Consider the following 24,745-nt stretch of genomic DNA (forward strand, 5'->3'; position numbering starts at 1 on the left):
CCCTGGCAAGCAAGGAGGGAGAGGAGCGACTACCCCACCTGATGGATTCAGCATGGCCTAAGAAACGTGAATCATCGGTACGACAGCGCACACAGGAGTTCGATTGTCCGATTGCCCCTGCCCACTGGCGTCGTGGCACGGGTCAGCCATATCGCCCTGGGCCAGGTACTGTCGCGGCAGCGGGGAAGGTCGGAGGTCATCCGGTTACAGCAGTAGATCACCCTCGAGGGGCACGAAGCGTGTGGCCGAGCGCATCAGTGCGCCGGCGGTGAGCGGGGGGACACCGTAGACTTCGACCTCCACGCCGTAATCGCGGCGCAGGGTGTCGGCCAGCAGCGCGAAGTCACCGTCGCCGGAGGCCAGTACCACCACGTCGACCCCCTCGGCGTGTTTCACCGCATCCAGGGTGATGCCTACGTCCCAGTCGCCCTTGGCCGAGCCGTCGGCCCGCTGGATGAAGGGTTTGAGCTTCACCTCGAAGCCGATGGCCCGCAGGATGTTCTGGAACTGGCGCTGCTTCTCGTCGCCCCGGTCGATGGCGTAGGCGAATGCCCTGACCACCCGACGCCCCCGGGTCGCGCGCGCCCAGAGGGCGTTATAGTCGATATGCCGGCCGTAGGCATGGCGAGCGGTGTAATACAGGTTCTGCACGTCCACCAACAGCAGAGCGTTCTGCATGGTCAGGTACCACCGCCGTTGGAGGGGGGCTCCGCGGGCCGGCAGGGACGGAAGGTGTCCTGAAACACCGCATTCAGGTCGAAGGTCGAGCGCTCGCCGAGCGCATCGAAGTGGGCCTCCAGCCACTGTTCGGCCCAGCTGCGTCCCTGGGCGTGCAGGCGGGAAATGAAGTCCCACTCGGCGTTCATCTTGCTGGAAGCGCTGAGTTGTTCGACGTCATGCTCGGCATGGATCAGGTGCAGGCGCATGGCGCGGTAGGCCTCCATTTCCAGCCCTTCGGCATCGATCAGCTGCTGCAGCAGCTGAATGCTGCGCAGCTCCTTGATTAGGCTCGAATTGAAGGTGATCTCGTTGACTCGGTTGATGATATCGCGGGCGCTGTCGGGCAAGGAACGACGCACCAGGGGGTTGACCTGTACCACCACCAGATCGCGACAGCCCTGATCGTCGACCAGCGGGTAGAGTGCCGGGTTGCCGCTGTAGCCGCCGTCCCAGTAGGCTTCGCCGTCGATCTCCACGGCCGGGAACATGAACGGCAGGCAGGCCGAGGCCATCACACTGTCGGCGGTCAGCTCGGGTTGGCGGAAAATCGTCGCCCGACCGGTGCGCACGTTGGTGGCCGTCACGAAAACCTTGACCTTGCGACAGGCGTTGACCCGCTCGAAATCGACCAGCTCGCTCACCAGGTCGCGCAGCGGATTGATGCCCATGGGATTGAGCTTGGCGGGGGGGATCAGCTGGGTAAGGCTTTCGAAGAACAGATAGCTCGGTGAGTGGTCGAGGCTGTCGTTGCCCAGCAGACGATCCAAGGGGGTGCGCTGTATGGGCGAGAAACGCGCTGCGTCGCTGACCCCTTTCCAGAAGCGGTGCAGGGCCTCACGGGCCGCGTCGCGACCGCCCCTGTGCAGGCCGTCGGCCAGCACCACGGCATTCATGGCCCCGGCACTGGTGCCGCTGACGCCGTCGATCTCCAGTCGCTCCTCTTCCAGCAGGCGGTCCAGCACGCCCCAGGTCAGGGCTCCGTGGGAGCCTCCGCCCTGCAGTGCCAGGTCGATGCGTTTGCGCTCCTTGCGTGTCATAGGGGCTCCTTTGTGATGGTAAGTGTCTATGGCGGTGCAGTGTAGGCGCTCTGTACGCCGCTGTCTGCTCGCTGCCTGGATACCTGAGCGGGGCGGTGTCGAGGCGCGCCGCCGCAGTGCCCGCCTACGGACTCATCCAGCGTTCGAGGCCAAGCAGGCCGGTGACGAAGGCCAGCGGCAGAAAGCTGGTGGCCACCGCCACGGTGGCGATGAAGACGGCGGGCGAGAGCAGCCGGCCGGCGCCGTAGGCCATGGCGATGCCGCCGCCGCCACCGACGGCGGTATTGCCCGGCATGTTCAGCAGGGTCATCAGCGATAGGATCGGCAGCACACCGGCCGGAAGGCCGGCGCAGGCGGCGTTGAGCCGTGCGCGGTACCTCGCTGGCAGGGCGATGCGGCGCAGCGGTGCGCTTCGGCCCAGGCGCCGCCCGAGCAGGTAGGCGCCTGCCAGGCCGACAGAGGTGGCAAGGTAGGCGCCTGCGGCGCCGGGCGGGCCGAACAGCGCCATGATCAGCAGTCCAAGCTCCACCGACGGGACGAAGGGAATCGCCAGCACCAGGGCATAGAGTCCACAGGCCACTACCAGCACCAGGGTGCTGTCCGTGCCCTGCAGCAGCCACTGGGGTGGGGCGCCCGCCAGTTGGATGACCACCAGCACCACGGCCGTCACCACGAGGACGATACGCAGCAGGACCAGGTGGCGGCGGCACCGGCGCCCCAGCGCCCGCCACCGGTGCTCCCCAGGATTGTTCACCGCATCCGGTCGCATGTCGGCGTTCCTCCGCGCGGCTGACGGCCGCTGTCGAGGCCTGTTGCGCGTCGATGCCCTCCGGCGAGGGGCGTTGCCCGTCAGGCCGGCTTGGTCGCCAGCAGGCTGAGGCTTTTCACCCCGTAGGCGCGGCTTGCCCCCTGGGCGGCCTCGGTGAGGAAACGGTACTGAGGGTTGTCCTGCACCCTCTCGACCCGCAGCCCGGCGGCGCGGATACCGCGCTGGTAGTCGTCCTGCTGCATGGCGCCGCCGATGCAGGCCGCCCACAGGGTGGCGTCGCACTTCACTTTTTCCGGGAGCTGGCTCTCGGTGACGATATCCGACAGGGCCAGGCGGCCGCCCGGTTTCAGCACCCGGGCGATCTCGGCGAATACCCGGTCCTTCTGGGCGGAGAGGTTGATGACCCCGTTGCTGATCACCACGTCGACGCTGGCGTCATCGAACGGTGGCTCCTCGATGTAGCCGGCATGGAAGGTGATATTGGTAAACCCGGCGTCCCGTGCCAGGCGCTGGGCCTTGTCCCGCTGCTCGTCGGTCATGTCGAGTCCCAGCACGCGGCCTTCCGGGCCGGTGTAGAGGGCGGCGAGGAAGGCGTCGGTGCCGGAGCCGCTGCCCAGGTCCAGCACCGTCTCGCCGGGCTGGATGTTCGCCAGCGCCAGGAAGTGTCCGACCCCCGCGAAGGACTCCAGGGCCTGCCGGGGAATGCGGTCCAGGTCGGCCGGCGGATAGCCCAGCTCCTCGGCCAGGGGCCGGCCCATGGCAAAGTGGAAGTCCCCCTCGGGCTCCTTGGCGACCCGGCGGTACATCTCCTTCACCTTTTGGCGCAGGGATTCCTGATCCACCAGGCTGGATTCACGGATTGTGGTGGTTGATGTCGTTGCAGTGCTCATGGCCATCTCTCCTCGGGTTTCCCGGTTTTTGGGGCACTCCTGGACACCCGTCCCGGAGTGCCCCCAAGGACGCACGAGGGGGGTAAAAGGGTTCCAATCGGTGGGGCAGCGCAAGTGGTAGGGCGCAGTCAGTTGTGGGGGCTCACTCGCGCTCACCCAGGGCGAGCAGATGGGTGGTCGCGCGCCACAGGCCCCAGCCGTCCCGCCAGCCTGGAGAGACCTCCACGTGATTGAGCCCACCGGCCTCGAACAGCCGGGCTTGGCCCTGGGGTAGAGCATCCTGCAAACGCCGGCTGTGGCTGACCGGAATCACCCGGTCTTCGGGCCCGTGGATCAGCACCAGCCGTGCCTCCAGCTTGCCGAGATCCTGGGCCGACAGGTCCAGCGCCTCGAACTCCTCCACCATCGGCGGCGGCAGTTCCCGGATCAGTGCCTCCACCCGCTGGGGATCCTCGTTGGTCGCCAGGTCATAAGCCGCTCGCCCCTGGGGCCCCAGCCGATCCACCTCGGCCTGCACCGCGGCGTGGGGGTCGTCCAGCTTATTCCGGGCAATGGACGCCAGAACTGCCCGGTCGCTTTCGTCATCCAGCCAGTGCAGCTGACTCAACAGCACCGCCCAGCGCCCCTCCCGCAGCGGCGGTGGTGCCTCCTGACCGGCGCCACCGCGGTCCTCCCCGGTGGTGACATAGCGCAGCATGTCGGTGAGGTCGTAGTAGCCCCCCAGGGCGATCAGGAAGCGTACCCGGTCCTTGGTATCCTTCTGTTTGGCGGCGATCAGCGCCGGTCCCACCGCCAGGCTGATGGCGGCCACCGCCGTGCCCGACTCTCCTGCCGACAGCTCATCCGTGGCATAGCGAATGGCATCGGCGATGGCGTCCGCCTCGCGGGTGCTGATGGAAAAGTCCTTCAGTCCCTCCAGGTCCGGCACCATCACCGTGAATCCCAGGCGGGACAGCGTGATCGCGAACTCCATCAGGCGCGGATCGCGGCGACCCGCCTCGGTGAAGCCATGGACCAGAATCAAGCTGCCCCGGCGGGGCTCCTCCGGGCGGTAGAGGTCCGCCTGGTACTCGTGCTCGTCGATTGCGTAGGTCAGGCTCTCACGGCTGGGGTCCGGGGTTCGCTGCTTCAGCCGGCTCTCCTCGCTGCCCGCCGCAATATCCCCCAGGGCGAGCAGCGCTTCGTAGCCGCGGCTGACACTGCCGTGTCCTACCAGCAGGGTGGCGATGAGCCCCGTCACCAGCAAGAAGGCGACGACTCGTGTTGCAAGCGTCATGGCCATGCCGTTGATCCGTAGGGTTGGCAGTCTAGAAAGTATCACCTGTGCTGCAGGTTCTGCGATAGCCGCCGTCAGTGACCGCTGGGAGGTGGACATTGGTGGCTTCTGCATGGCGGCAACCATCAGCCGGGGGGAGGTGTCCTCGATGGCCTGGGGGCCGAGCCCGATGCCGCCTTCGGGAAGTTTCCACAGGCGCTGACCGAACCGCTTAAGGTTGGGCGGCCGCTGGCGACGGCAAGGGGGAAGAGCTGGTGGGGGGGATGAGTCTGTCAGCGGTTGCTCATGAGCCCATGCAGGAAGATATCGACCGCTTCATCGGCCGCGGCTGCCAGTCGCGCTCTGTCGGGCTCGCTGACCAGCCCCAATAGGCAGCGCAGCTGGATGTCGCCGGTGAGCGCATCCAGGAAGAGCGCCGCGCGTTGGTGGCTGTCGCCAGGCTTGATCAGTCCCTCGTCCTGCGCCCAGGCGAAGTAGTTGGCGAGGCAGCGATACGAGACGGAGGGCGCCGAGGCGAAGAAGGCCTTGGCGGCATCCGGAAAACGCGGTGCCTCGGCGACGACCAGGCGATGCAACTCCAGGGTGTTGGGGGCCAGCACGACATCGAAGAAGGTCTCCGACAGCTGCTTGAGTGCCTGGCCTGGCGGCAGTCCCCTCAGATCGAGATCGGTGAGCGGCGAGACGATCTTGTCACAGAGATTGTGCACGATGGCGGAAAAGAGCCCGTCCTTGTCGCCGAAATAGGAATAGATGGTACGCTTCGAGCCGCCGACCCTGGCGATGATGGCATCGACGCTGACCCGGGAGTAGCCACTCTCCAGGAATAGCTCGGTGGCGGCATTCAGGATGATCTCTCGCTTTTTGCTATTCATCGTATGGCCATGTGTCATCGATGGGCAGTACCGACGGCAATATGGTACTGACTATTACCCTACTCTAGCATGCTGCCCTGCGAAAGGGTACCCACGCCTTCGCTGTCCCGCGACACCTCCGATGGAAAAATCCTTGACAGCTGAAAAACAGGCGGCTAAAAGTTATCTCTAACGGTACTGTACGGTACCGTATCCTTCGTAAGCACAACGTCATACAACGTCATAGAGAGAGAGCGGCATGCGATTTGTGACCTTTGAACAGAATCAGCGCAAGGGCTTGGCAATCGAGGTGAATGGAGAGCTGAGGGGGATGATGGAAGGCGCCGAGGGCTATCCCGGCGATCTCCTCGCGCTCCTGCAGCAGGGTCCGGCAGCTCTGCAAGGGGCGTTTCACACCCTTGCCGCGGCGGCACCGATCGAGGAAGCGGCGATTCGCTACCTGCCGCCCATCGAGCGGCCCGGCAAGATCATCTGCGTGGGCTTGAACTATGCCGACCACACCAAGGAGAGCCCCTATGAGCAGCCCGACTACCCGACGGTCTTTCCGCGCTTCGCGTCGAGCCTGATCGGCCACCAGGCAGCGATCATCCGACCCTCGGTCTCGGAGCAACTGGATTACGAAGGCGAGATGGTAGCGGTCGTCGGGAAGGGGGGGCGCAACATTTCCCTCGAGCGTGCCCTGGAGCATATCGCCGGCTACTCCATCTTCAACGATGCCTCGGTGCGGGATTACCAGTTCAAGTCTCCCCAATGGACCATGGGCAAGAACTTCGACAGCACCGGCGCCTTCGGTCCCCGTTTCGTGACGGCGGATGAAGTGCCGCTGGGGGGCAAGGGGCTGCAGATCAAGACCAGGCTGAATGGCGAGGTCGTCCAGCAAGCCTCCACGGAGGATCTGATCTTCAGTGTGGCCGAGCTGGTCGCCATCATTAGTGAAGTCCTTACCCTCGAGGCCGGTGATGTCATCGTGACCGGGACCCCGTCCGGTGTGGGGTTTGCCAAGAAACCGCCTCTCTATATGAAGGAAGGCGATATCTGCCAGGTCGAGATCGAGGGATTGGGAATCCTCGAAAATCCCATTGCATCATGATGATGGATCGCTCTCATTCATCCATATGAGACAGTAGGTGAAGCTCCATGATTAGAATAAAAGATATTCATCATGTCGTGTATCGGCATCCTGACCTTGATGCGGCGGAAGCGTTCTTCTGTGATTTCGGAATGAGCGTGCAGTGTCGCGATAACAGCCATGTCTACTTCCGGGGCGCTGGGCAGAATTACTATATCTACATCGCCGAGAAATCCGATCGTTCAGAATTCGTCAGCATGGCGTTCGAAGTGGAGGATCGGCAGGATCTTGAACGGGCATCCCGACTCGATGGCGCCTCGAGCATTCAGCGCCTCGAGCGGCCAGGAGGCGGTGAGCGGGTCACGCTGCAGGATCCGTCAGGCCGCCAGATCGATCTGGTACATGGCATAGCATCTACCGATAAGCGGCCGATGAGGGCGGCGCTCGTTCACAATACCGCCGATGCCAAGCAGCGACTCGGGGAACTGCAGCGCCCAGGAAAGGGGCCGGCCGAAATCCTCCGGCTTGGTCATATTGCGCTGGGCGTGAAAGACCTCAAGGCCAACCTGGATTGGTACAAAGAGACGCTGGGCCTGCTGCCATCCGACATGGTCGTCGAGGGTTCGAAAGATAATGCTCATGCCGTCTTTCTGAGGCTGAACCGTGGCCAGTCATGGACGGACCATCATACGGTCGCCTTGTTCACGGCCCCGGAAGACCATGTGCATCATGCCTCTTTCGAAGTTCAGGATGTCGATGCTCAAATTCTCGGGAATACTTGGATGAAGGAGAGAGGATGGAGCCCCTTCTGGGGCGTAGGACGACATCTCCTGGGCAGCCAGATCTTCGACTACTGGTACGATCCGTCAGGAAATATCGTCGAGCATTTCACGGATGGTGACCTCTATAACAGCGAGTCTTCAACGGGGTTCGTGGAGGGCGGCGATGACAGCCTTTACCAGTGGGGTCCCGAGATGTCGATAGAGAAATTCCTGGGGTTGTCCGGTCAGTAAGTAAGCTTGCCCTGACGACGATGGAAGCAGTATGGAAGTCAGCCATATCGCTTCGTTCGATGATTACAACAAGAAAGAATCCATGAGGTGAACAAGATGATGTCCGTAAAAGTGTCGGGAGCCATCGCGCTCGCACTGGTCATGCCGGTGCTGATCTCCGGGTGTAGTGAAAGCTCCGCTCAGGATGTACAGACGATCAATCTGAGGGTCGGTGCCAGCCATCCCACGACCCTGCCTTGGGTAGGGTCCATTCCCAACAACTTCATTCCCGAAGTGGACCGCCGTGTCGCCGAGCTGGAGACCCCCTACCAGATCAACTGGCAAGAGGCCTACGGTGGCCAGCTCTACAGGGCAAACGCCTCCCTGACCTCGGTTTCGCAGGGCATCGTGGATATGGGGTGGGTCTTCAGTACCATGGAGGCGTCCCGTCAACCCCTGACCCAGGTGTCCGTTTATGCACCGGCCGTGACCGATGACCCGGCGGTCATGATGGAGGTGTTCAATGAGCTTAACCGCTCGGTCCCGGCACTCAAGGCAGAGTGGGAGAGCAATAATCTGGTGTTCCTCGGCGCCAGCGCCAGCGACCCCTTCCAGCTGTTCACCGTTACGCCGGTAGAAGAGGTGGGTGATCTCGATGGCAAGCGGATCTCGGCAGCCGGCGTGCTCTCCTCCTGGCTGCGGGGGACGGGAGCCATCGGCGTTCAGGGCGCCTTGCCCGACTTCTACACCCAGGTGCAGACCGGTATCACCAATGGGGCCCTGGTACTCCCCTCGGGTGGCTTCAGTATCAAGATCAATGAAGTGGCGCCGCATCTGACGAAGGTCAATCTCGGCTCCATGTATTTCGGTGGGCTGGCCGCCAACAAGGATAGCTTCGAGAGGCTGCCTGAGGAGATCCAGGAGATCCTGCTCGATGTCGGCGCCCTCTACTCCCAGAGTATTGCCGAGGACGTCATGGCGATCTACGAACAGGGCATGATGAATATGGAGAGCGACCCCAAGGTTACGGTCAATGCCTGGTCTGTCGACCAGCGCATGGCCTGGGTCCACAACATGCCGAACCTTGCCAAGGAGTGGGTGGAAGATAATGAGGCCAGAGGGCTTCCGGCAGGCGAGGTGCTCCGGGCTTATATGAACGCCATGCGTGAGCGTGGTATCGAACCCTTGCGCGACTGGGACAAGGAAATCAACTGAGGCTCTGATATCGTGATAAGAAGCGATCGCCAGTTGAGTCTTACCTACTACATGAATGGCCTGGCTGGGATGTGTGTCATGAGTCTTTTCTTGACACTGGGTTGTGCCAAGTCACGCTCAGCCAGGTTCAGATTTCATCGGTAGACACCGTTGGTATTGGGAGGTTGCTATGAACAATAACAACCATGCATTGAAGAGTAAGAGGTCGCACTTAGGGCCGGAAGCCATGTTCGGGCACCTTGCCGATGGCATGAGTGCACTGGGATCGCTGGTTATCTTCGGCATGATGCTGCTGGTCTGCAGTGATGTGGTGCTTCGCTCGCTCATGAATCGACCCATTTATGGCGTGAACGAGATCATGTCGCTTTCCATTGTGGCGATAGTGTTTCTTCAGCTGGCAAGCACTTTGAAGAACAATCGGATGGCGAGGGCCGATATATTCATCGATAAGCTGATAAGGACGTCTCCAGGATTAGGCTATGCGCTGCGTGCCTTGTTCGGGGTGGCTGGCATGATTGCATTCAGCTTCGTCATCTACGGTACCTATCCCCTTTGGGAAAGGGCATGGCATGGCAGTGAGTACATTGGCGTTCCGGGGCTGTTGACGGTGCCCACATGGCCGGTACGCATGATCGTGATCCTGGGCGGCATCCTGACAGCGATCCAGTACGCGATCAATGTCAAGGGCGATGTCGTACTTGCCATACACAGTTACCAAGAGAAAAGGGGGTGAGCCATGTCGGGTGAAATCGTAGGCCTTGTCGCCGTTGCCTTGATGCTCATCACGATCTATGTAGGCATGCATATTGCCGTGGCGCTGATCCTCATCTCCTTTGGCAGCATATGGTTGATGCTGGATCCCACTCTCGCGGTACGTATGGTGGCATCCGCTGCCAATGATTCGATCCAGGACAGTCTATATGGTGTCGTTCCTCTCTTCGTGCTGATGGGGCTACTGGTCTCGGTCTGTGGTGTGGGGAAGGATACCTTCGATGTGGCCGGGTGGCTGCTGCGCAAGATCCGTGGGGGCCTGGGCATGGCCACGGTTGGCTCGAATGCGGCTTTCGCGGCCATTACCGGTGTCAGCATTGCCTCTGCCGCGGTATTCAGTAAGATCGCCGTTCCGGAAATGATGCGCCATGGACACACCAGTCGGTTCTCGGTAGGCGTGGTTGCGGCGAGCTCGGTACTCGGTATGCTGATTCCCCCGAGCCTGCTGCTGATTATCTATGGCGTGCTCTCCGAGCAGTCCATCGGTCAGTTGTTCATCGCCGGTATCCTTCCGGGATTGCTGCTGGCCGGCTTCTTCTGTCTGTTGATCGTAGTGATGGCGAAGTATTTCCCGGGCTTCGTGGGCCAGGCGGGGGGAGCGGATAAGGCACTGGTGGAAGATGAAAGCCTTGGCTCTCTCATAAGAAAGGGCTTGCCGATCGTGGCACTCATCATGCTGGTATTGGGTGGCATCTACACTGGGTTCTTCACACCCATGGAAGCCGGTGCCGTAGGGGCATTCGGGGCTTTCGTGATGACCTTCCTGAGGCGGCAGCTAACCGCCAAGAAGCTGTGGCGGGTGTTGGTGGAAACGGGACATGTATCGGTTTCCGTGCTCTTCCTGATCGTGGCCGCCAGTCTCTACAGCCGAATGTTGGCGATGACCGGCCTTCCCGCCTCACTCACCGATTTTATGATGGGCTATGGGTTCGGGCCTCTCGAGTTCATTCTGATCTACATCGCCATCATCCTGGTGATGGGGTGCGTGCTGGATTCGGTCTCCATCCTGCTGATCATGGTGCCCATTGCTCTGCCGATCGCTTACAGCTTCGGTATGGATCCTATCTGGTTCGGCATCATCACGGTGGTGGCGGTGGAGATTGGCCTGATTACTCCACCTTTCGGTTTGTCGGTGTATACGGTAAAGGCATCCCTGGACGATCAAAGTATTTCGATAAAGGAGGTGTTTCTAGGCGTCATCCCCTTCGTTATCTGCATGTTCCTCGTGCTGATGGTGTTGGTGGCGTTCCCTTGGTTCAGCGTAGCGCTGATTCGGTAGCACGAAGACCATGATGGTGGGTCTCGTTGAGTAATAATGAGGTGAGTCATGAGCAACGAAGTGATTACCAAAGAGTTCCTGTATGGAATCTGCAAGGAAAAGGGATTTCTGGCCAAGAGCCTCTTCGTCGTCGCCACACGGCCGTCAGGCGATATGGCCACGGTCATGGACAACATCGAGGAGCACCTGAAGTATCAGGTTGCGCTGGAGAAGCGAGGCATCCTCTTCGCGGCGGGTCCGACATTCTCACGCGACGGCACGTGCTGGGAAGGCGAGGGAATGGTCGTGATTCGTGCGGATTCCCTGGAGGAGGCGCATCGGATCGCAGCGGAAGATCCCATGCACAAGAGTGGCGCAAGGGAGTTCGAGATTCGCCCCTGGCTGCTGAATGAGGGGAGTGTAACGATGAAGGTGACCTATTCGGACGGCAAGATCGACATTTCGTGACTACCGTCGGTCGTTCCCGGGCCGGCCATGGCCCGGTGTTGGATGATAACAACTAGATACCCTGGAGATTGAATAGTGACTAAAGTGAAAGCCTGGAAGATCGCGTCGTTGTCTCTGGCGAGTTGCCTGGTGGCTACTGGCGTCAACGCGGCTACCTGGAGCGATACCTTTATCGGGTATCGCTATGGGACACAGTTTAAGGAGCCGGGAAACGACAAGGCTATCGATAACCATATCCTGCAGCTTTCGCATGCCAGTGGCTATGCATACGGCAGCAATTTCTTCAATCTTGACTATCGCCAGTCGGATAGGAACGACCCGATTCACGGGAGTGATGCCGGGGCGGCGAACATGTACCTGGTGTATCGGCATCAGCTGCACTATGGCAAGCTGTTCGGTGAGCCATTGAGTTTCGGTCCCGTCCGGGATGTGGCACTGACGGCAGGCTTCGATCTCAGTCACAAGAACAGCAGTTTCGCCTCGCGCAAGCGCCAGCTGCTGCTGGGGCCGACGCTCAAGTTCGATGTGCCTCGTGGCTTTGTCGACCTGAGCCTGCTGCTCAGTCGAGAGTGGAACCATTGTGGGCTGGACGCCTGTGGCTTCGAAGGGAATCGTAACAAGATTACCTTCGACAACTACTACCAGATCAGCCTGGCGTGGGGGCTGCCCTTCAGTGCCGGGGCTCTTCCCATGAAGTTTCAGGGCTTCTTCAATTACAATGGAGAGAAGGGCAAGGATTATTTTGGGGTGGAAACCAAGCCGGAGAGGCTGTCGCGTACTTCATTGATGCTGGATGTCGGCCAGCTCGCCTGGGGGAGCCCGAATAACCTCTGGGCCGGCGTTGGCTATGAACACTGGAGAAACAAGTTCGGGAACCATGACAAGCCCGGTGTCGATGTGGATGCGCTGACATTCAATCTGGAGTGGCATTTCTAATACTCTTTCCTGGTTGCAAGAGCGCTCGATTATTCATGCTGATGGTATGCATTTGTGAAATGCCCTTCATGGTGGTAGAGGCCGATGCGTCTATCCGAAGGGCGGTATGTTACACAGGATAGTTCTTTTGAGGTGGCAAACAATGACAAGTTTCTTGAATCATTACATCGATGGAAAGAAGGTTTTTGGAAGCGGCAGCCGTTTTCAGGATGTCTACAACCCTGCGACTGGACGCGTTCTGGCCCAATTACCGCTGGCCGATACGCGCGAACTGGATCAGGCCGTAGCGGCGGCGAAGCACGCCCAGACGGGGTGGGCGGCGGTCACCCCGTTGCGACGGGCGCGCATCATGAACCGCTTCAAGGGGCTGCTGGAGGAGAACGCCGAGAAACTGGCGGAGTTGATCTCGCTGGAACATGGCAAGGTGCATAGCGATGCCATGGGGGAGGTCACACGGGGGATCGAGGTAGTCGAGTTCGCCTGTGGAGGCCCCCATCTGCTCAAGGGGGAGGTGACGGAGAATATCGGCACCGATATCGACTCCCTGTCGCTGCGCCAGCCCCTTGGTGTGGTGGCCGGTATCACGCCCTTCAACTTTCCCGCCATGGTGCCGCTGTGGATGTTCCCCGTCGCCCTGGTATGCGGTAACACCTTCATTCTCAAGCCCTCCGAGCGCGACCCCTCCGCAGCCCTGTTCCTGGCGCAGCTGCTGAGCGAGGCGGGGCTACCCGATGGCGTCTTCAATGTGGTCAATGGCGACAAGGCGGTGGTGGATGCCATTCTCGCCCATCCCGATATCGAGGCCGTCAGTTTCGTCGGCTCGACGCCGATTGCCCGCTACATCTATGGCACGGGGTGCATGAACGGCAAACGGGTCCAGGCCCTGGGGGGCGCCAAGAACCACATGGTGGTGATGCCCGATGCCGACCTGGACAAGGCCGCCGATGCCCTCATGGGCGCGGCCTATGGGGCAGCCGGCGAGCGCTGCATGGCGATCTCCGTTGCGGTGGCGGTCGGCGACCAGGTCGCCGATGCCCTGGTTGAGCGCCTGGCACCGCGGGTGCGTGCTTTGGAGATCGGACCCGGCAGCGACAGGAGTGCAGAAATGGGTCCGCTGATCACGGCCGAGCATCGGGACAAGGTCAAGTCCTTCGTCGATCTCGGCGTGGAGGAGGGAGCATCCCTGGTCGTCGATGGTCGGAGCTTCGCGATGCAGGTGCCGGGATTCGAGGAGGGGTTCTTTCTGGGCGGCAGTCTCTTCGATCATGTCACCCCCGAGATGCGCATCTATCGCGAGGAGATCTTTGGCCCCGTTCTCGCCATCGTCCGGGCGGCGAGCTATGAAGAGGCCGTGTCGCTGATCAATTCCCATGAGTATGCCAACGGCACGGCGATCTTCACCCGTGATGGCGACGCCGCCAGGAAGTTCTCCCACGAGATTCAGGTGGGCATGGTGGGCGTGAACGTGCCGATTCCCGTCCCCATGGCCTTCCACAGCTTCGGCGGCTGGCGCAACTCGTTGTTCGGCGACCACCACATGCATGGTCCCGAAGGGGTGCGCTTCTACACCCGGCTCAAGACCATCACTTCCCGGTGGCCGACCGGGATCCGTGCCGGTGCCGACTTCGTCATGCCGACCATGGAATAACGGCCGACACCCCTCTCGGCCTCGCCCGATAGGGTGGCCGGGAGGGCGACCCCGCAAGCCATACAGGAGGATAGGATCATGAGTGCGATTGGTCAGGCCGCCCAGGCCACGCTGTTTACCGAGGCGCGTACCCACAATGTCTGGCAGGACCGGGACGTCAGCGAGGAGTCGCTACGCGAACTCTATCGACTGATGAGCTGCAGTCCGACGTCCATGAACTGCCAGCCGTTGCGTCTGCAGTTTCTCCAGAGTCAGGCGGCCAAGGAGCAGCTGCTGCCTGCCCTGCTGCCGGGCAATCGGCAGAAGGCCCTGCAGGCCCCCGTGGTGGTGGTGCTGGGGTATGACCTGGAGTTCTACCGCCATCTGCCGCGCCTGTTCGCCCATAACCAGGAGGCCCAGTCGACCTTCATCGGCAAACCGCAGCTGATTCACGACACGGCGTTCCGCAACAGCGCCATTCAGGGCGCCTTTCTCATCCTGGCGGCGCGCTCCCTGGGTCTGGATGTCGGCCCGATGTCGGGCTTCGATCACGCGGCCGTGGATGCGGAGTTCTGGCCGGAAGGCCGGGTCAAGACGAACTTCCTCTGCAATCTGGGCTATGGCGATCCCGAGGCACTCTTTCCCCGCGGCGAGCGTTTCGCCTTCGACGAAATCTGCCAGGTGCTGTGAGCCCCGTTGGGCACGAGGAGGTTCCGGTCGAGGCGTGCCGACGTCACAACTAACGAAACAGCCAGGGCGCCACCAGACGTACCACTCGCGGCATGATCACGTAGACCACCAGGCCCACGATGGTGGCGGCGACCAGGCCGTGGCGGATGCCCCAGGTGTCCAGCGCCGGCAGCAGGCCGAAGAGCGGCAGCCACAGCAGCGGTACGAGCATGGTCAGGGGCCAGATCACCGCGGTGGTCACCAGCCACTGCTTCCAGCGGGTCGGCTGCTTGCTGGCGGGGGTGGGCGGGGTGAACCAGTAGTCGATGCCGCTGACGATCTCCACCCGTTCCTGCTGTTGCAGCTCGGACTGGATCGCCGACATCAGCTCGCGGCGCTCGGGGGATTCCCGCCAGCGCCGGGCATCGCCATCGCTGGCGAAGCGCACGGCGATCTCGTAGTCGTGATGGCCCTCGGGCGGACGCAGGATATGCACTCCCTGGTGGCCGGGGAAGCGACCGGCAGCCTCGATGATCTGGCGCAGCCAGGTCTCGTAGCGATCCACCGCCTCGGGCTTCACCCGATGATGAATCTGGATGGTGGCTCCCTCGCAGTGGGCCGAGGAATCCGGTTCTGGATGGGACATGGCGCCTCCATGGCGGTCAGGTGGGTGGACGAGAAGGGCCCGGCCGGTGGCCGGGCCCCTGGCTGACTCGCTTAGCTCTTCTGGGCGGTGTAGCTCTGGATCAGGTTGGCATAGGCGGGCAGGTGGCCGGCCAGCAGGCCGCCGAAGCCCTCGATGTCGTTGCGCCAGTCGCGGTGCAGTTCGCAGCCGACGCCGAACCAGGTCATCAGCTGGGCTCCCGCCTGGGACATGCGATCCCAGGACGCCTCGCGGGTGGTCTGGTTGAAGGTGCCGGAGGCGTCGGTGACCACGAATACCTCATAGCCCTCCTCGAGGGCCGAGAGCACCGGGAAGGCCACGCACACCTCGGTCACCACGCCGGCGATCAGCAGCTGCTTCTTGCCGGTGGCCTTGACGGCCGCCACGAATTCCTCGTTGTCCCAGGCGTTGATCTGCCCGGGACGGGCGAAGTAGGGAGCGTCGGGGAAGGTCTCCTTGAGTTCCGGCACCATGGGGCCGTTGGGGCCATCCTCGAAGCTGGTGGTGAGGATGGTGGGGATCTCGAAGAACTTGGCGATATCGGCCAGGGCCAGGACGTTGTTCTTGAAATCGTCCGGGCTGAAGTCGCGTACCAGCGAGAGCAGGCCGGCCTGATGGTCGACCAGCAGCAGGGCGACATCGTCCTTGTTCAGGCGGTTGTAGGTATAGGACATCTCGTTTCTCCTTACTTTCTCGGATGGAGCGCCCGCAGGGGAGTCGGGCGCGGTCGGCCGCGGCAGGGCCGCTAGCCTTCCAGGCGGCCGAACTTGCCGGCCTGGAAATCGGCAAAGGCCTGATGGATCTCCGCTTCGCTGTTCATGACGAAGGGGCCGTATCCCACCACCGGCTCGTCGATGGGCTCGCCGCTGAGCAGTAGCAGCTTGGCGTCGTTGTTGGCCTCCAGTTGCAGCTCGTCACCCTGGCGCGCGAAGCAGACAAGGCCGGCGTCGCGCACCAGCGCATCGCCGTTGACCTGCACGGTGCCTTCGAGCACCACCAGCAGGGTGGTGTGGCCCTCGGGTACCCTGAGGGTCGTTTCGGCGCCCGGCGCTAGCCGCAGGTCCCAGACATTGATCGGGGTAAAGGTGTGGGCCGGCCCTTCATGGCCCCGGTATTCGCCGGCGATCACCCGCAGTTCGCCGGCCCGCTTCGGCAGGGCGACCCGGGGGATATCGGCGTCGAGCAGGGTCTGGTAGGCCGCGGGTGCCGACTTGTGCGCGGCCGGCAGGTTGACCCACAGCTGCACCATCTCCAGGGTGCCGCCTTGCTCGGTGAAGGCGGGGGAGTGGAACTCCTCGTGGACGATGCCTGCCCCGGCGGTCATCCACTGCACGTCGCCCTCGCCGATGTGTCCGCCACTGCCGGTGGAGTCGCGATGCTCCAGCTCGCCGCGGTAGACCAGGGTGACGGTCTCGAAGCCGCGGTGAGGGTGGGCCCCCACGCCGCGGGGACGGCGCGCCGGGGCGAAGTCATGCGGCCCGGCATGGTCGAGCAGGAGGAAGGGGCTCAGGTGATCGGCGCCCAGCCGGTCATAGGCGAACAGCGAACGCACGGGGAAACCGTCGCCGACCCAGTGGCCGCGGGGGGCGCCGTAGATGCCGAGAATCTTCTTCATGGTCTGGCTCCTGCATGAGTGGGGCCTTAGCCCGATACAGGAAGCCTATAGTGGGAACGAAAAGACCGGTAGAGGCTATAATTTGCCCTCTTCGTTCCATTTATAGGACGACAAGGACGAGCCTTCATGCAGGATCTCAACGACTTCTACTACTTCGTGCAGGTGGTGGACCATGGCGGTTTCGCCCCGGCCGGTCGCGCCCTGGGGATTCCCAAATCGAAGCTGAGCCGGCGCATCGCCCAGTTGGAGGAGCGCCTGGGCACGCGCCTGATCCACCGCTCCACGCGCCATCTGTCGGTCACCGAGCTGGGCCAGGCCTTCTACCGCCACTGCGTGGCGATGCTGGTGGAGGCACAGGCGGCCGAGGAGCTGATCCAGCACAATCTCGGCCAGCCGCGCGGCACGGTGCGGCTGAGCTGCCCGCCGAGCCTGCTGCACTACCTGATCACCCCGCTGTTGGTGCGCTTCATGGTGCAGTGTCCCGACGTCGAGGTGCAGGTGGAGGCCACCAGCCGGCGGGTGGACGTGGTCAAGGAGGGCCTCGACATGGCCATCCGGGTGCGCTTCCCGCCGCTGGAGGACAGCGATCTGGCCATGAAGGTGCTGTCGCGCAGCCCTCAGCGCCTGGTCGCCTCGCCCTCCCTGTTCGAGAAGCGGGCCTGGCCGCGGGCGCCGGGCGATCTGGTCGAGCTGCCGAGCCTGGACTTCGACCAGGTCGACCGCCAGCACCTCTGGGTGCTGGATGGGCCGGACGGAGTGACCGCCCAGATCCGCCATCAGCCACGGCTGGTCACCGACCATGCCGAGACCCTGCACCAGGCGGCCCTGGCCGGCCTGGGGGTGGTCAAGCTGGCCCTGCTGGTGGCAGGCCGGGATCTGCAGGCGGGTCGCCTGGTCGACGTCCTGCCGGGCTGGGAGCCGCGGGGCGGCATCCTGCACGCCGTCTTTCCCTCGCGGCGCGGGGTGCTCCCGGCGGTGCGGGCGCTGCTCGACTTCCTGGCCGACAATATCAACGAGGTCGACTTCAGCAGCCAGACCGCCCAGGCTCAGTAGTCGTGGGTCGGATCGGGGAGGAGAGCATGCGGTTACGTGCGGCCAGGCCCGAGGATGTCGAGTAGTGGGGCCCGGCCCAGGCTCAAGTCTGCATCTGCCGGTTTGGCGGCACGATGCCCAGACGTTTCATGCGCCGGTAGATGGTCGGGCGTGATAGGCCCAGCTCCCGGGCCACAGCGCTGACATTCCACTGGTGGCGGCACAGCGATCGGTAGAGCAGGTCCTGTTCCAGCGGGCGCGGGGTGGCGGCCGGCACTTGACCGATGGTGGTGCTCTCACTGGCCGGAGCGCTGGGGCGCCCGGCCCCGGGATGGGCAAACTGGCCGGTCAGGCACTCCTCTGGCAGGTCGCCGACCACCACCTCGTTTCCGTCGCCGGTGGCGAGTGCATAGCGCAGGGCGTTGTGCAGCTCGCGGATATTGCCGGGCCAGGGGTAGGCGAGCAGGGCGCTCATGGCGTCGCCGCGCAGTCGCGTCCTGCCGCCGCGCTCCTGGTTGAGCTCGGTGAAGATTCGCCGGATCAGGTAGCCCTTGTCGGCACGCTCGCGCAGCGGCGGCAGGCGCAGGCTGGCGCCGTTCAAGCGATAGAAGAGGTCCTCGCGGAAGCGCCCGGCGGCGATTAGCTCGCGCAGGTCGCGGTGGGTGGCGGCGACGACTCTCAGGTCCACCTTGAGGGGGCGGCTGGCGCCGATGGGTAGGACTTCCTGTTCGGCCAGCACCCGCAGCAGGCGGGTCTGCAGCTGGAGCGGCATGTCGCCGATCTCATCGAGGAAGAGGGTGCCGCCGTCGGCCTGGGCGATCAGCCCCTTCATGCCCTTGCTGCGGGCGCCGGTGAAGCTGCCGGGCTCGTAGCCGAATAGCTCGCTCTCGATCAGCGATTCGGGCATGGCGGCGCAGTTGATTGCCACGAAGGGCTTGTCATGGCGCCGGCTCGACTCGTGCAGGGCGCGGGCCATGCGCTCCTTGCCGGTGCCGGTCTCGCCGATCACCAGGATATTGATCGGCTCGTTGCGCAGCCGGGCGGCTCGGGTCAGGGTATCGCGCATGCTGGGATCGTCGTCGGCCAGGGCCTCGAGGGGCGCCAGGCTGGTGTCCCGGGCCTGGGTGCCGCCGCCGGTCGAACGCCGCGGCGGTTCGATCAGGGTAGCGAAGTGGATCTCCCGGTGGCGGCGGGTATGGAAGGCCTGAACCCGATCGTCGCTGTGCTGGGGAATGGCCAGCACCTCGTCCACCTCGGCATCGAGCAGGTCCTGGATATTCCAGGCCCGGAAGGGGCGTGCTTCGCTGGCTTCCGGCAGCGGTAGCTCGTGATAGCGCAGCAGCTTGCGCCCTGCGGTATTGGCCGCCACCAGGCTGCCGTCCTCCTCGATGGCCAACAGGTAGCGGCGATTGATCTGCACGAACTCCCGAGAGCGGTCCAGGCAGACGATGGCGTGGTCACCGTAGCGCTGCAGGAAGTAGGCGTCCTCGATCATCTTGGCGGTGTATTTCACCAGCTGCAGGGCGAAGGTCTGCGAGTCCTTGGTGGCCGGCGACTGGTAGGCGGAGATATCGAGCACCGCCAGCAATCGGCCATGGGGGTCGAAGATCGGCGCCGCCGTGCAGGTCAGCCGAATATGGTGGGCACTGAAGTGGTCGCTGTGGTGGCAGGTCAGTGCGCTGCGCTCGTGGATACAGGTGCCCACCGCACAGGTGCCGGCGTGAGCCTCGCTCCAGTCGGCGCCCAGGTAGAGCCCGGTGCGCTGGTGTTCGCGCTGGTCGGCCTTGGCGCCGAGGAACTGTACGGCGATGCCTCGGGCGTCGGTGAGCAGCACCACATAGCCCAGCGGTGCCACCTGGCGATAGAGCTGCTCGACCCCGGCGCGGGCCACCTGGAGCAGATCGTCGGCCAGGTCCTGATGCTCGCGCAGGGTAGCGCCGGGCACGTAGCGAGCCGGGGTGGGACGGGCCGGGTCCAGTCCATAGCGGTCGATGCAGCGACGCCAGGAGCGCTCGATAATGGCCGCTTCCCCCTGGCCCCCGGGACGATTCAGGGACTCGAGGATGGTCTCGACATGCTGGCGTTGGCTCAGGCTGGCGGTCATGACGTGCCTCTAAGGGTGTCGTTGTTATGTCTTCAAGGTAAGGGGGGGACGCCACGGCCGAGATACGACCTTGGTCGACCCCTTTACAGGTGTAAAGGGCGTTGTAAAGCGCGCTGTCACGACCTGTTCGGCCACCTGTCACGCGATGCCTGATGCGTGGCGTTGTTTTCGGGGCGAGAATCTCACTTTTTCTTTTTTATTTTCAGTGACTTGAATCTCTTGTTGGCCAGGTTGGCACGAAAGCTGCCATGGCATGGGTGTGGCCGCTGCCATTGGCGGGCCTGCCAATAACAAGATGAGGAGTCACGCCATGACCGCTTATCCCCGGGCGACGCTCAGCCGTCGCCGCTTTCTCACCCTTACCGGCGCCCTAACCGCCGGCAGCTTGGCGTTGGGTGCCACCGGCCTGTGGCCGCGCTGGGCCCTGGCCGAACCCGACCTGGCCCAACGTCTGCTGCGCCTGGGCCGTGACATCTACCCCCACGAGGCGATCGCGGATCGCTACTACCTGGAGACCCTCGCGCCGTTGCTGGAGGAGAACCGTGAGCTGGTCGCTGCCGGGCTCGATGACCTGGACCGCCGCGCCCGGGCCGCCCACGGCAGCGACTATGTCGGCATCGAGAATGACGCCGAGCGGGAAACCCTGTTGCGGGACATTCAGCACACGCCGTTTTTCGCGACGGTCAAAGGCAGCCTGTTGATGGGTATCTACAACAACCCGGCCTTGTGGCCCGAGTTCGGCTACGGCGGTTCCTCCTGGGAACAGGGCGGCTATCTTCACCGCGGCTTCGACGCCGATCCGGACTGGCTTTGACCGGGCCCTTGATAACGACGGGCCGCAGTCTATTCGACGATAACAACGATAGGGGCACAAGAGATGAGTAGGCAATTCGATCTAAATGACGACAGCCTCGTGGTGATCATCGGCTCCGGTGCCGGGGGTGGCACCCTCGCCAATGAATTGGCGCAAAAAGGCATTCGGTCGGTGGTTCTTGAAGCCGGAAAGCGCTTCACCATGGAGGATATCGAAAACGACGAATGGGGGATGTTCAACAAGATCAGCTGGCTAGACCAGCGCAATCTGGTGGGGCCCTCTCGTCTGGCCGAGGATTTTCCCAATTTGCCTGCCTGGATCGTGAAGGGTGTCGGTGGTTCCACCATCCACTGGGCCGGGGTGGCCATGCGCTTTCAGGAACACGAGTTCAAGATGAAAACCCTCAATGGCGCCATTGCCGGTGCCAATGTGGAGGACTGGCCGCTGACACTGCAGGATCTGGCGCCCTATTACACTCTTGCGGAAAAGAAAATGGGGGTGTGTGGTACCGAGGCGACCGGTATGCCCTTTCATGGCAAGAGCACGCACTACAAGGTCATCGAAGCCGGCGCCAAGAAAGTCGGCGCCCGCTGCGAACAGGCGCACTTGGCCATTAATACCGTGCCATTCGATGGGCGGGCGCCCTGTCAGGTCACCGGATTCTGCATGCAGGGCTGCCGTTTCGGAGCCAAGTGGTCGACCATGTACGCGGAGATTCCCAAGGCCGAAGCCACCGGCAACGTGGAAGTTCGGCCCAACTGCATGGCCCTTAGAATCGAACATGACCGCAATGGGCGGGCGACCGGTGTGCTCTATGCCGGCGCCGATGGGCAAGAGCATTTCCAGAAGGCGCGTATCGTCGCGGTGGCGGCCAACTCCATCGAGTCGCCGCGCATCCTGCTCAATTCTGCCTCCAATCTGTTTCCCGATGGGCTGGCCAACTCCTCGGGTCAGGTTGGCAAGAACTATATGACCCATGTCACGGGAGGCTCCTACGCCGAGTTCGATCACCCGGTACATATGGAACGCAGCACCGTGGTGCCCGGCATCGTCAAGGAGTGGGAGGATAACGATCCTTCTCGTGGCCATGTCGGCGGCTATGAACTGGAGGCACTGCATCTGGGGCTGCCGTTTATGTCGGCGTTTCTGGACCCGGGCGCGGCCAATGGATGGGGCCGTCAGTTTGCCCGCTCCATGGAGAACTACAGCAAGATGGCGGGTTTCTGGATTTGCGGGGAAGACCTCGCCCTGGAGTCCAACCGTATCACCCTGCACCCCACTGAGAAGGACCAGTATGGCTTGCCGGTGCCGGTGGTCCATAAAGCGGATCATGAAAACGATACGCGCATGCGCGACCACGCTTACCGGATGTCCAAGGAACTGTTTACGGCCATCGGTGCGCGCCATGTGAACGATCTGCCGCCCTATCCGGCCAGTCACAACATGGGCACCAATCGAATGCATGCCAATGCCCAGGATGGCGTCGTTAACCAGTGGGGTCAGTCCCACGATATCGATAACTTGTTCATCTCGGACGGCAGCCAGTTTACCAGCAGTGGGACGGAAAACCCGACCCTGACCATCGTTGCCCTGACCATTCGTCAAGCCGATTACATCGCCGAGCGCATGTCACGCGGCGAACTCTGAGAGGAGGAATTCCTATGCAACCGACAGCCGAACAGCGGCGCTGGATGTACCGCAACATGGTACTGAGTCGCTACCTGGAGGAGCGCATCGAGGCGCTCTATATGGAGGGCAAGACCCCGGTGTTCAACATGGCCAAGGGGCCCATCCCCGGAGAGATGCATCTCTCCAATGGCCAGGAACCCTGCGCCGTGGGGGTGTGCGCCCATCTCGAGGCCGGCGACATCGTGACCGCCACTCACCGGCCCCACCATATCGCCGTGGCCAAGGGTGTCGACCTGGATGCCATGGTCGCCGAGATCTTCGGCAAGGCCACCGGGCTTTCCGGCGGCCGCGGCGGCCATATGCACCTCTTCGATGCCGCGGTGAACTTCTCCTGCTCGGGGATCATCGGCGAGGGGCTGGGCCCGGCGGTGGGGGCGGCGCTCTCTCGCAAGCTGCAGGGCAAGCCGGGCGTCGCCGTGGCCTTCATGGGGGAGGGGGCCGCCAACCAGGGTGCCTTTCACGAGGCGCTGAACCTGGCGGCGGTGTGGCAGCTGCCGGTGGTCTTCGTCATCGAGGACAACGCCTGGGGGATCTCGGTAGCCAAGCAGGCCTCCACGGCCGTGCCGCGCAATGACGCTCGTGCCAGTGCCTATGGCATGCCCGGTCACCACGTGGCCGACAACGACGTGGAAGGTGTCTATGCCGCTGCCGGTGAGGCCATCGCCCGGGCCCGGGAGGGGCTGGGGCCGAGCCTGATCGAGATCGAGACGGTGCGCCTGGCCGGTCACTTCATGGGCGACGGTGAGGATTACCGGCCCAAGGGCGAGAAGGAGGGTCTCACCGATCCCATCCCCCGCTACCGCGGCACCCTGCTCGAGGCCGGGGTGCTCGATGAGGCCGGCGACGCGGCCCTGGTGGCCGAGGCTCACGCGCGTGTCGAAGCGGCCATTCGCTTCGCCCAGGACAGCGACTTTCTGCCGCCCGAGGCGGCGCTGACAACCGTCTTCGTATAACCGGGAGAACCGTCATGACCACTACCACCAAGAGCGCCAGCCGCAAGCTGACCATCGCCCGGGCCATGGCCGAGGCGACCGCCCAGGAGATGCGCATCGATCCGCGGGTCTTCGTGATGGGCGAGGACGTGGGGCCCCTGGGCGGGGTCTTCGGCAACACCCGCGGCCTGCATGATGAGTTCGGGCCGGAAAGAATCCGCGATACACCGATCTCGGAGACCGCCTTTATCGGCGCCGCCGTGGGCGCCGCCTCCGACGGCATGCGGCCTGTCGTGGAGCTGATGTTCGTCGACTTCTTCGGCGTCTGCATGGACGCCATCTACAACCTGATGGCCAAGAACACCTACTTCTCCGGCGGCAAGGTCAAGGTGCCCATGGTGCTGATGACCTCCACCGGCGGCGGCTACTCGGATGCCGGCCAGCACTCCCAGTGCCTCTACGGCACCTTCGCCCATCTGCCGGGCATGAAGGTGGTGGTGCCGAGCAATGCCTATGACGCCAAGGGGCTGATGACAGCGGCGATTCGCGACGATAACCCGGTGGTCTTCATGTACCACAAGGCGCTGCAGGGCATGGGCTGGCTGGGCACCGAGAAGGGCGCCACCGTGGCGGTGCCCGAGGAGGCCTACACGGTGGAGATCGGCAAGGCCGCGGTGGCCCGCGAGGGGCGGGACGTGACCCTGGTCAGCCTGGGCGTCGGCGTGCACCACAGCCTGCGTGCCGCCCAGGCCCTGGAGGCCGAGGGCTTTTCCGCCGAGGTCATCGATCTGCGCAGCCTGGTGCCGCTGGACCGCGAGACGCTGCGGGCATCGGTGGCCAAGACCGGGCGGCTGATCGTGATCGACGAGGACTACCACAGCTATGGGGTCAGCGGCGAGATCATCGCCAGCGTGGCCGAGCACCCGGGCTGCCGCCTGCGGGCCGCGCCGAAGCGGGTGGCCTACCCGGATATCCCCATTCCCTTCGCGCCGACCATGGAGCAGTGGGCACTGCCCAATGCCGACAAGATCGTCGCCGCCTTCCATCAAATGCTGAGTGAGAGTTGAGGAGAGACCCTATGACGACCGAAATCACCGTACCCACGGACCTCTGGGAGGGCGACACCGAAGGCGTGATCACCGCCTGGCTGGTCAATGACGGCGCCGAGGTCGCCGAGGGCGACCTGGTGGCCGAAGTGATGGTGGAGAAGGCCCAGTACGAGATCGAGGCGCCGGCCACGGGCCGGCTCGGCATCGCCAAGGAAGAAGACGAGGTGGTCAGCAAGGGCAGCGTGATCGCCACCCTGGAACCCTGAGGAGACCCGCC

Annotated in this window: 25 protein-coding genes; 15 read left to right on the plus strand and 10 right to left on the minus strand. The window is 63.3% G+C overall.

Annotation, left to right across the window (positions count from 1 at the left end; genetic code table 11):
- Positions 1 to 204: 204 nt before the first annotated feature.
- The 6 genes from HOP52_RS14295 to HOP52_RS14320 form a co-directional block, all read right to left on the minus strand.
- Positions 205 to 678 carry a LabA-like NYN domain-containing protein gene (locus tag HOP52_RS14295; protein ID WP_238978078.1) on the minus strand — a complete coding sequence of 158 codons (474 nt, stop codon included), beginning with the start codon at positions 676 to 678 and terminating at the stop codon, positions 205 to 207.
- A 2-nt stretch (positions 679 to 680) separates the two neighbouring features.
- The gene (locus HOP52_RS14300) at positions 681 to 1,757 is read right to left on the minus strand and encodes a patatin-like phospholipase family protein (protein WP_238978079.1); all 1,077 of its coding nucleotides are present in this window, start codon (positions 1,755 to 1,757) and stop codon (positions 681 to 683) included.
- A gap of 124 nt (positions 1,758 to 1,881) precedes the next feature.
- Positions 1,882 to 2,526, minus strand: a complete 645-nt coding sequence (locus HOP52_RS14305) for a hypothetical protein (protein WP_238978080.1) — start codon at positions 2,524 to 2,526, stop codon at positions 1,882 to 1,884.
- 80 nt (positions 2,527 to 2,606) lie between these two features.
- Entirely contained in the window at positions 2,607 to 3,416 is an 810-nt protein-coding gene (locus HOP52_RS14310) for a methyltransferase domain-containing protein (protein WP_238978081.1), read from the minus strand.
- Between the two features lie 142 nt (positions 3,417 to 3,558).
- A complete protein-coding gene (locus HOP52_RS14315; RefSeq protein WP_238978082.1) occupies positions 3,559 to 4,698 on the minus strand; it encodes an alpha/beta hydrolase family protein in 1,140 nt (379 codons plus the stop codon).
- Positions 4,699 to 4,964: 266 nt separating this feature from the next.
- Positions 4,965 to 5,564 (minus strand): TetR/AcrR family transcriptional regulator, encoded by a 600-nt coding sequence (locus HOP52_RS14320; RefSeq protein ID WP_238978083.1) that lies wholly within the window; start codon positions 5,562 to 5,564, stop codon positions 4,965 to 4,967.
- 238 nt (positions 5,565 to 5,802) lie between these two features.
- Here HOP52_RS14320 and HOP52_RS14325 point away from each other — a divergent pair, with 238 nt between their 5' ends.
- The 9 genes from HOP52_RS14325 (at position 5,803) to HOP52_RS14365 (ending at position 14,590) form a co-directional block, all read left to right on the plus strand.
- Positions 5,803 to 6,654 (plus strand): fumarylacetoacetate hydrolase family protein, encoded by an 852-nt coding sequence (locus HOP52_RS14325; protein WP_238978084.1) that lies wholly within the window; start codon positions 5,803 to 5,805, stop codon positions 6,652 to 6,654.
- Between the two features lie 47 nt (positions 6,655 to 6,701).
- A complete protein-coding gene (locus HOP52_RS14330; protein WP_238978085.1) occupies positions 6,702 to 7,646 on the plus strand; it encodes a VOC family protein in 945 nt (314 codons plus the stop codon).
- Positions 7,647 to 7,742: 96 nt separating this feature from the next.
- On the plus strand, positions 7,743 to 8,840 hold the full coding sequence (locus HOP52_RS14335; RefSeq protein ID WP_238978202.1) for a C4-dicarboxylate TRAP transporter substrate-binding protein: 1,098 nt from the start codon (positions 7,743 to 7,745) through the stop codon (positions 8,838 to 8,840).
- Positions 8,841 to 9,009: 169 nt separating this feature from the next.
- Positions 9,010 to 9,573 (plus strand): TRAP transporter small permease subunit, encoded by a 564-nt coding sequence (locus tag HOP52_RS14340; protein WP_238978086.1) that lies wholly within the window; start codon positions 9,010 to 9,012, stop codon positions 9,571 to 9,573.
- Positions 9,574 to 9,576: 3 nt separating this feature from the next.
- The gene (locus HOP52_RS14345; protein ID WP_238978087.1) at positions 9,577 to 10,890 is read left to right on the plus strand and encodes a TRAP transporter large permease; all 1,314 of its coding nucleotides are present in this window, start codon (positions 9,577 to 9,579) and stop codon (positions 10,888 to 10,890) included.
- 48 nt (positions 10,891 to 10,938) lie between these two features.
- Complete coding sequence (locus HOP52_RS14350) at positions 10,939 to 11,337, plus strand: YciI family protein (RefSeq protein ID WP_238978088.1); 399 nt, start codon at positions 10,939 to 10,941, stop codon at positions 11,335 to 11,337.
- Positions 11,338 to 11,412: 75 nt separating this feature from the next.
- Positions 11,413 to 12,273, plus strand: coding sequence for a hypothetical protein (locus HOP52_RS14355; protein ID WP_238978089.1), 861 nt, complete (start codon positions 11,413 to 11,415; stop codon positions 12,271 to 12,273).
- Positions 12,274 to 12,415: 142 nt separating this feature from the next.
- Complete coding sequence (locus HOP52_RS14360; protein ID WP_238978090.1) at positions 12,416 to 13,921, plus strand: CoA-acylating methylmalonate-semialdehyde dehydrogenase; 1,506 nt, start codon at positions 12,416 to 12,418, stop codon at positions 13,919 to 13,921.
- A gap of 78 nt (positions 13,922 to 13,999) precedes the next feature.
- A complete protein-coding gene (locus HOP52_RS14365; RefSeq protein WP_238978091.1) occupies positions 14,000 to 14,590 on the plus strand; it encodes a malonic semialdehyde reductase in 591 nt (196 codons plus the stop codon).
- Between the two features lie 49 nt (positions 14,591 to 14,639).
- Here HOP52_RS14365 and HOP52_RS14370 read toward each other — a convergent pair whose 3' ends face one another.
- The 3 genes from HOP52_RS14370 to HOP52_RS14380 form a co-directional block, all read right to left on the minus strand.
- On the minus strand, positions 14,640 to 15,215 hold the full coding sequence (locus tag HOP52_RS14370) for an antibiotic biosynthesis monooxygenase (protein ID WP_238978092.1): 576 nt from the start codon (positions 15,213 to 15,215) through the stop codon (positions 14,640 to 14,642).
- Positions 15,216 to 15,286: 71 nt separating this feature from the next.
- Entirely contained in the window at positions 15,287 to 15,907 is a 621-nt protein-coding gene (gene ycaC / locus HOP52_RS14375) for an isochorismate family cysteine hydrolase YcaC (RefSeq protein WP_238978093.1), read from the minus strand.
- A 71-nt stretch (positions 15,908 to 15,978) separates the two neighbouring features.
- Positions 15,979 to 16,848, minus strand: coding sequence for a pirin family protein (locus tag HOP52_RS14380; RefSeq protein WP_238978094.1), 870 nt, complete (start codon positions 16,846 to 16,848; stop codon positions 15,979 to 15,981).
- A 126-nt stretch (positions 16,849 to 16,974) separates the two neighbouring features.
- Between HOP52_RS14380 and HOP52_RS14385 the strand changes: the two genes are divergently transcribed.
- Complete coding sequence (locus HOP52_RS14385; RefSeq protein WP_238978095.1) at positions 16,975 to 17,901, plus strand: LysR substrate-binding domain-containing protein; 927 nt, start codon at positions 16,975 to 16,977, stop codon at positions 17,899 to 17,901.
- An 82-nt stretch (positions 17,902 to 17,983) separates the two neighbouring features.
- Here the strand turns inward: HOP52_RS14385 and HOP52_RS14390 are convergent, their stop codons facing one another.
- Positions 17,984 to 19,984: a sigma-54-dependent Fis family transcriptional regulator gene (locus tag HOP52_RS14390; RefSeq protein WP_238978096.1), complete on the minus strand. Its 2,001-nt coding sequence runs from the start codon at positions 19,982 to 19,984 to the stop codon at positions 17,984 to 17,986.
- 310 nt (positions 19,985 to 20,294) lie between these two features.
- Between HOP52_RS14390 and HOP52_RS14395 the strand changes: the two genes are divergently transcribed.
- The 5 genes from HOP52_RS14395 (at position 20,295) to HOP52_RS14415 (ending at position 24,734) form a co-directional block, all read left to right on the plus strand.
- Positions 20,295 to 20,798 (plus strand): twin-arginine translocation signal domain-containing protein, encoded by a 504-nt coding sequence (locus HOP52_RS14395; protein WP_238978097.1) that lies wholly within the window; start codon positions 20,295 to 20,297, stop codon positions 20,796 to 20,798.
- Positions 20,799 to 20,861: 63 nt separating this feature from the next.
- Complete coding sequence (locus HOP52_RS14400; RefSeq protein ID WP_238978098.1) at positions 20,862 to 22,445, plus strand: GMC family oxidoreductase; 1,584 nt, start codon at positions 20,862 to 20,864, stop codon at positions 22,443 to 22,445.
- A 14-nt stretch (positions 22,446 to 22,459) separates the two neighbouring features.
- Positions 22,460 to 23,440, plus strand: coding sequence for a thiamine pyrophosphate-dependent dehydrogenase E1 component subunit alpha (locus HOP52_RS14405; RefSeq protein ID WP_238978099.1), 981 nt, complete (start codon positions 22,460 to 22,462; stop codon positions 23,438 to 23,440).
- Positions 23,441 to 23,454: 14 nt separating this feature from the next.
- Complete coding sequence (locus HOP52_RS14410; protein WP_238978100.1) at positions 23,455 to 24,486, plus strand: alpha-ketoacid dehydrogenase subunit beta; 1,032 nt, start codon at positions 23,455 to 23,457, stop codon at positions 24,484 to 24,486.
- Between the two features lie 11 nt (positions 24,487 to 24,497).
- The gene (locus HOP52_RS14415; RefSeq protein WP_043516513.1) at positions 24,498 to 24,734 is read left to right on the plus strand and encodes a biotin/lipoyl-containing protein; all 237 of its coding nucleotides are present in this window, start codon (positions 24,498 to 24,500) and stop codon (positions 24,732 to 24,734) included.
- Positions 24,735 to 24,745: the final 11 nt, after the last annotated feature.

It is taken from the genome of Billgrantia campisalis, from assembly GCF_022341425.1.
Taxonomy (GTDB): domain Bacteria; phylum Pseudomonadota; class Gammaproteobacteria; order Pseudomonadales; family Halomonadaceae; genus Halomonas; species Halomonas campisalis.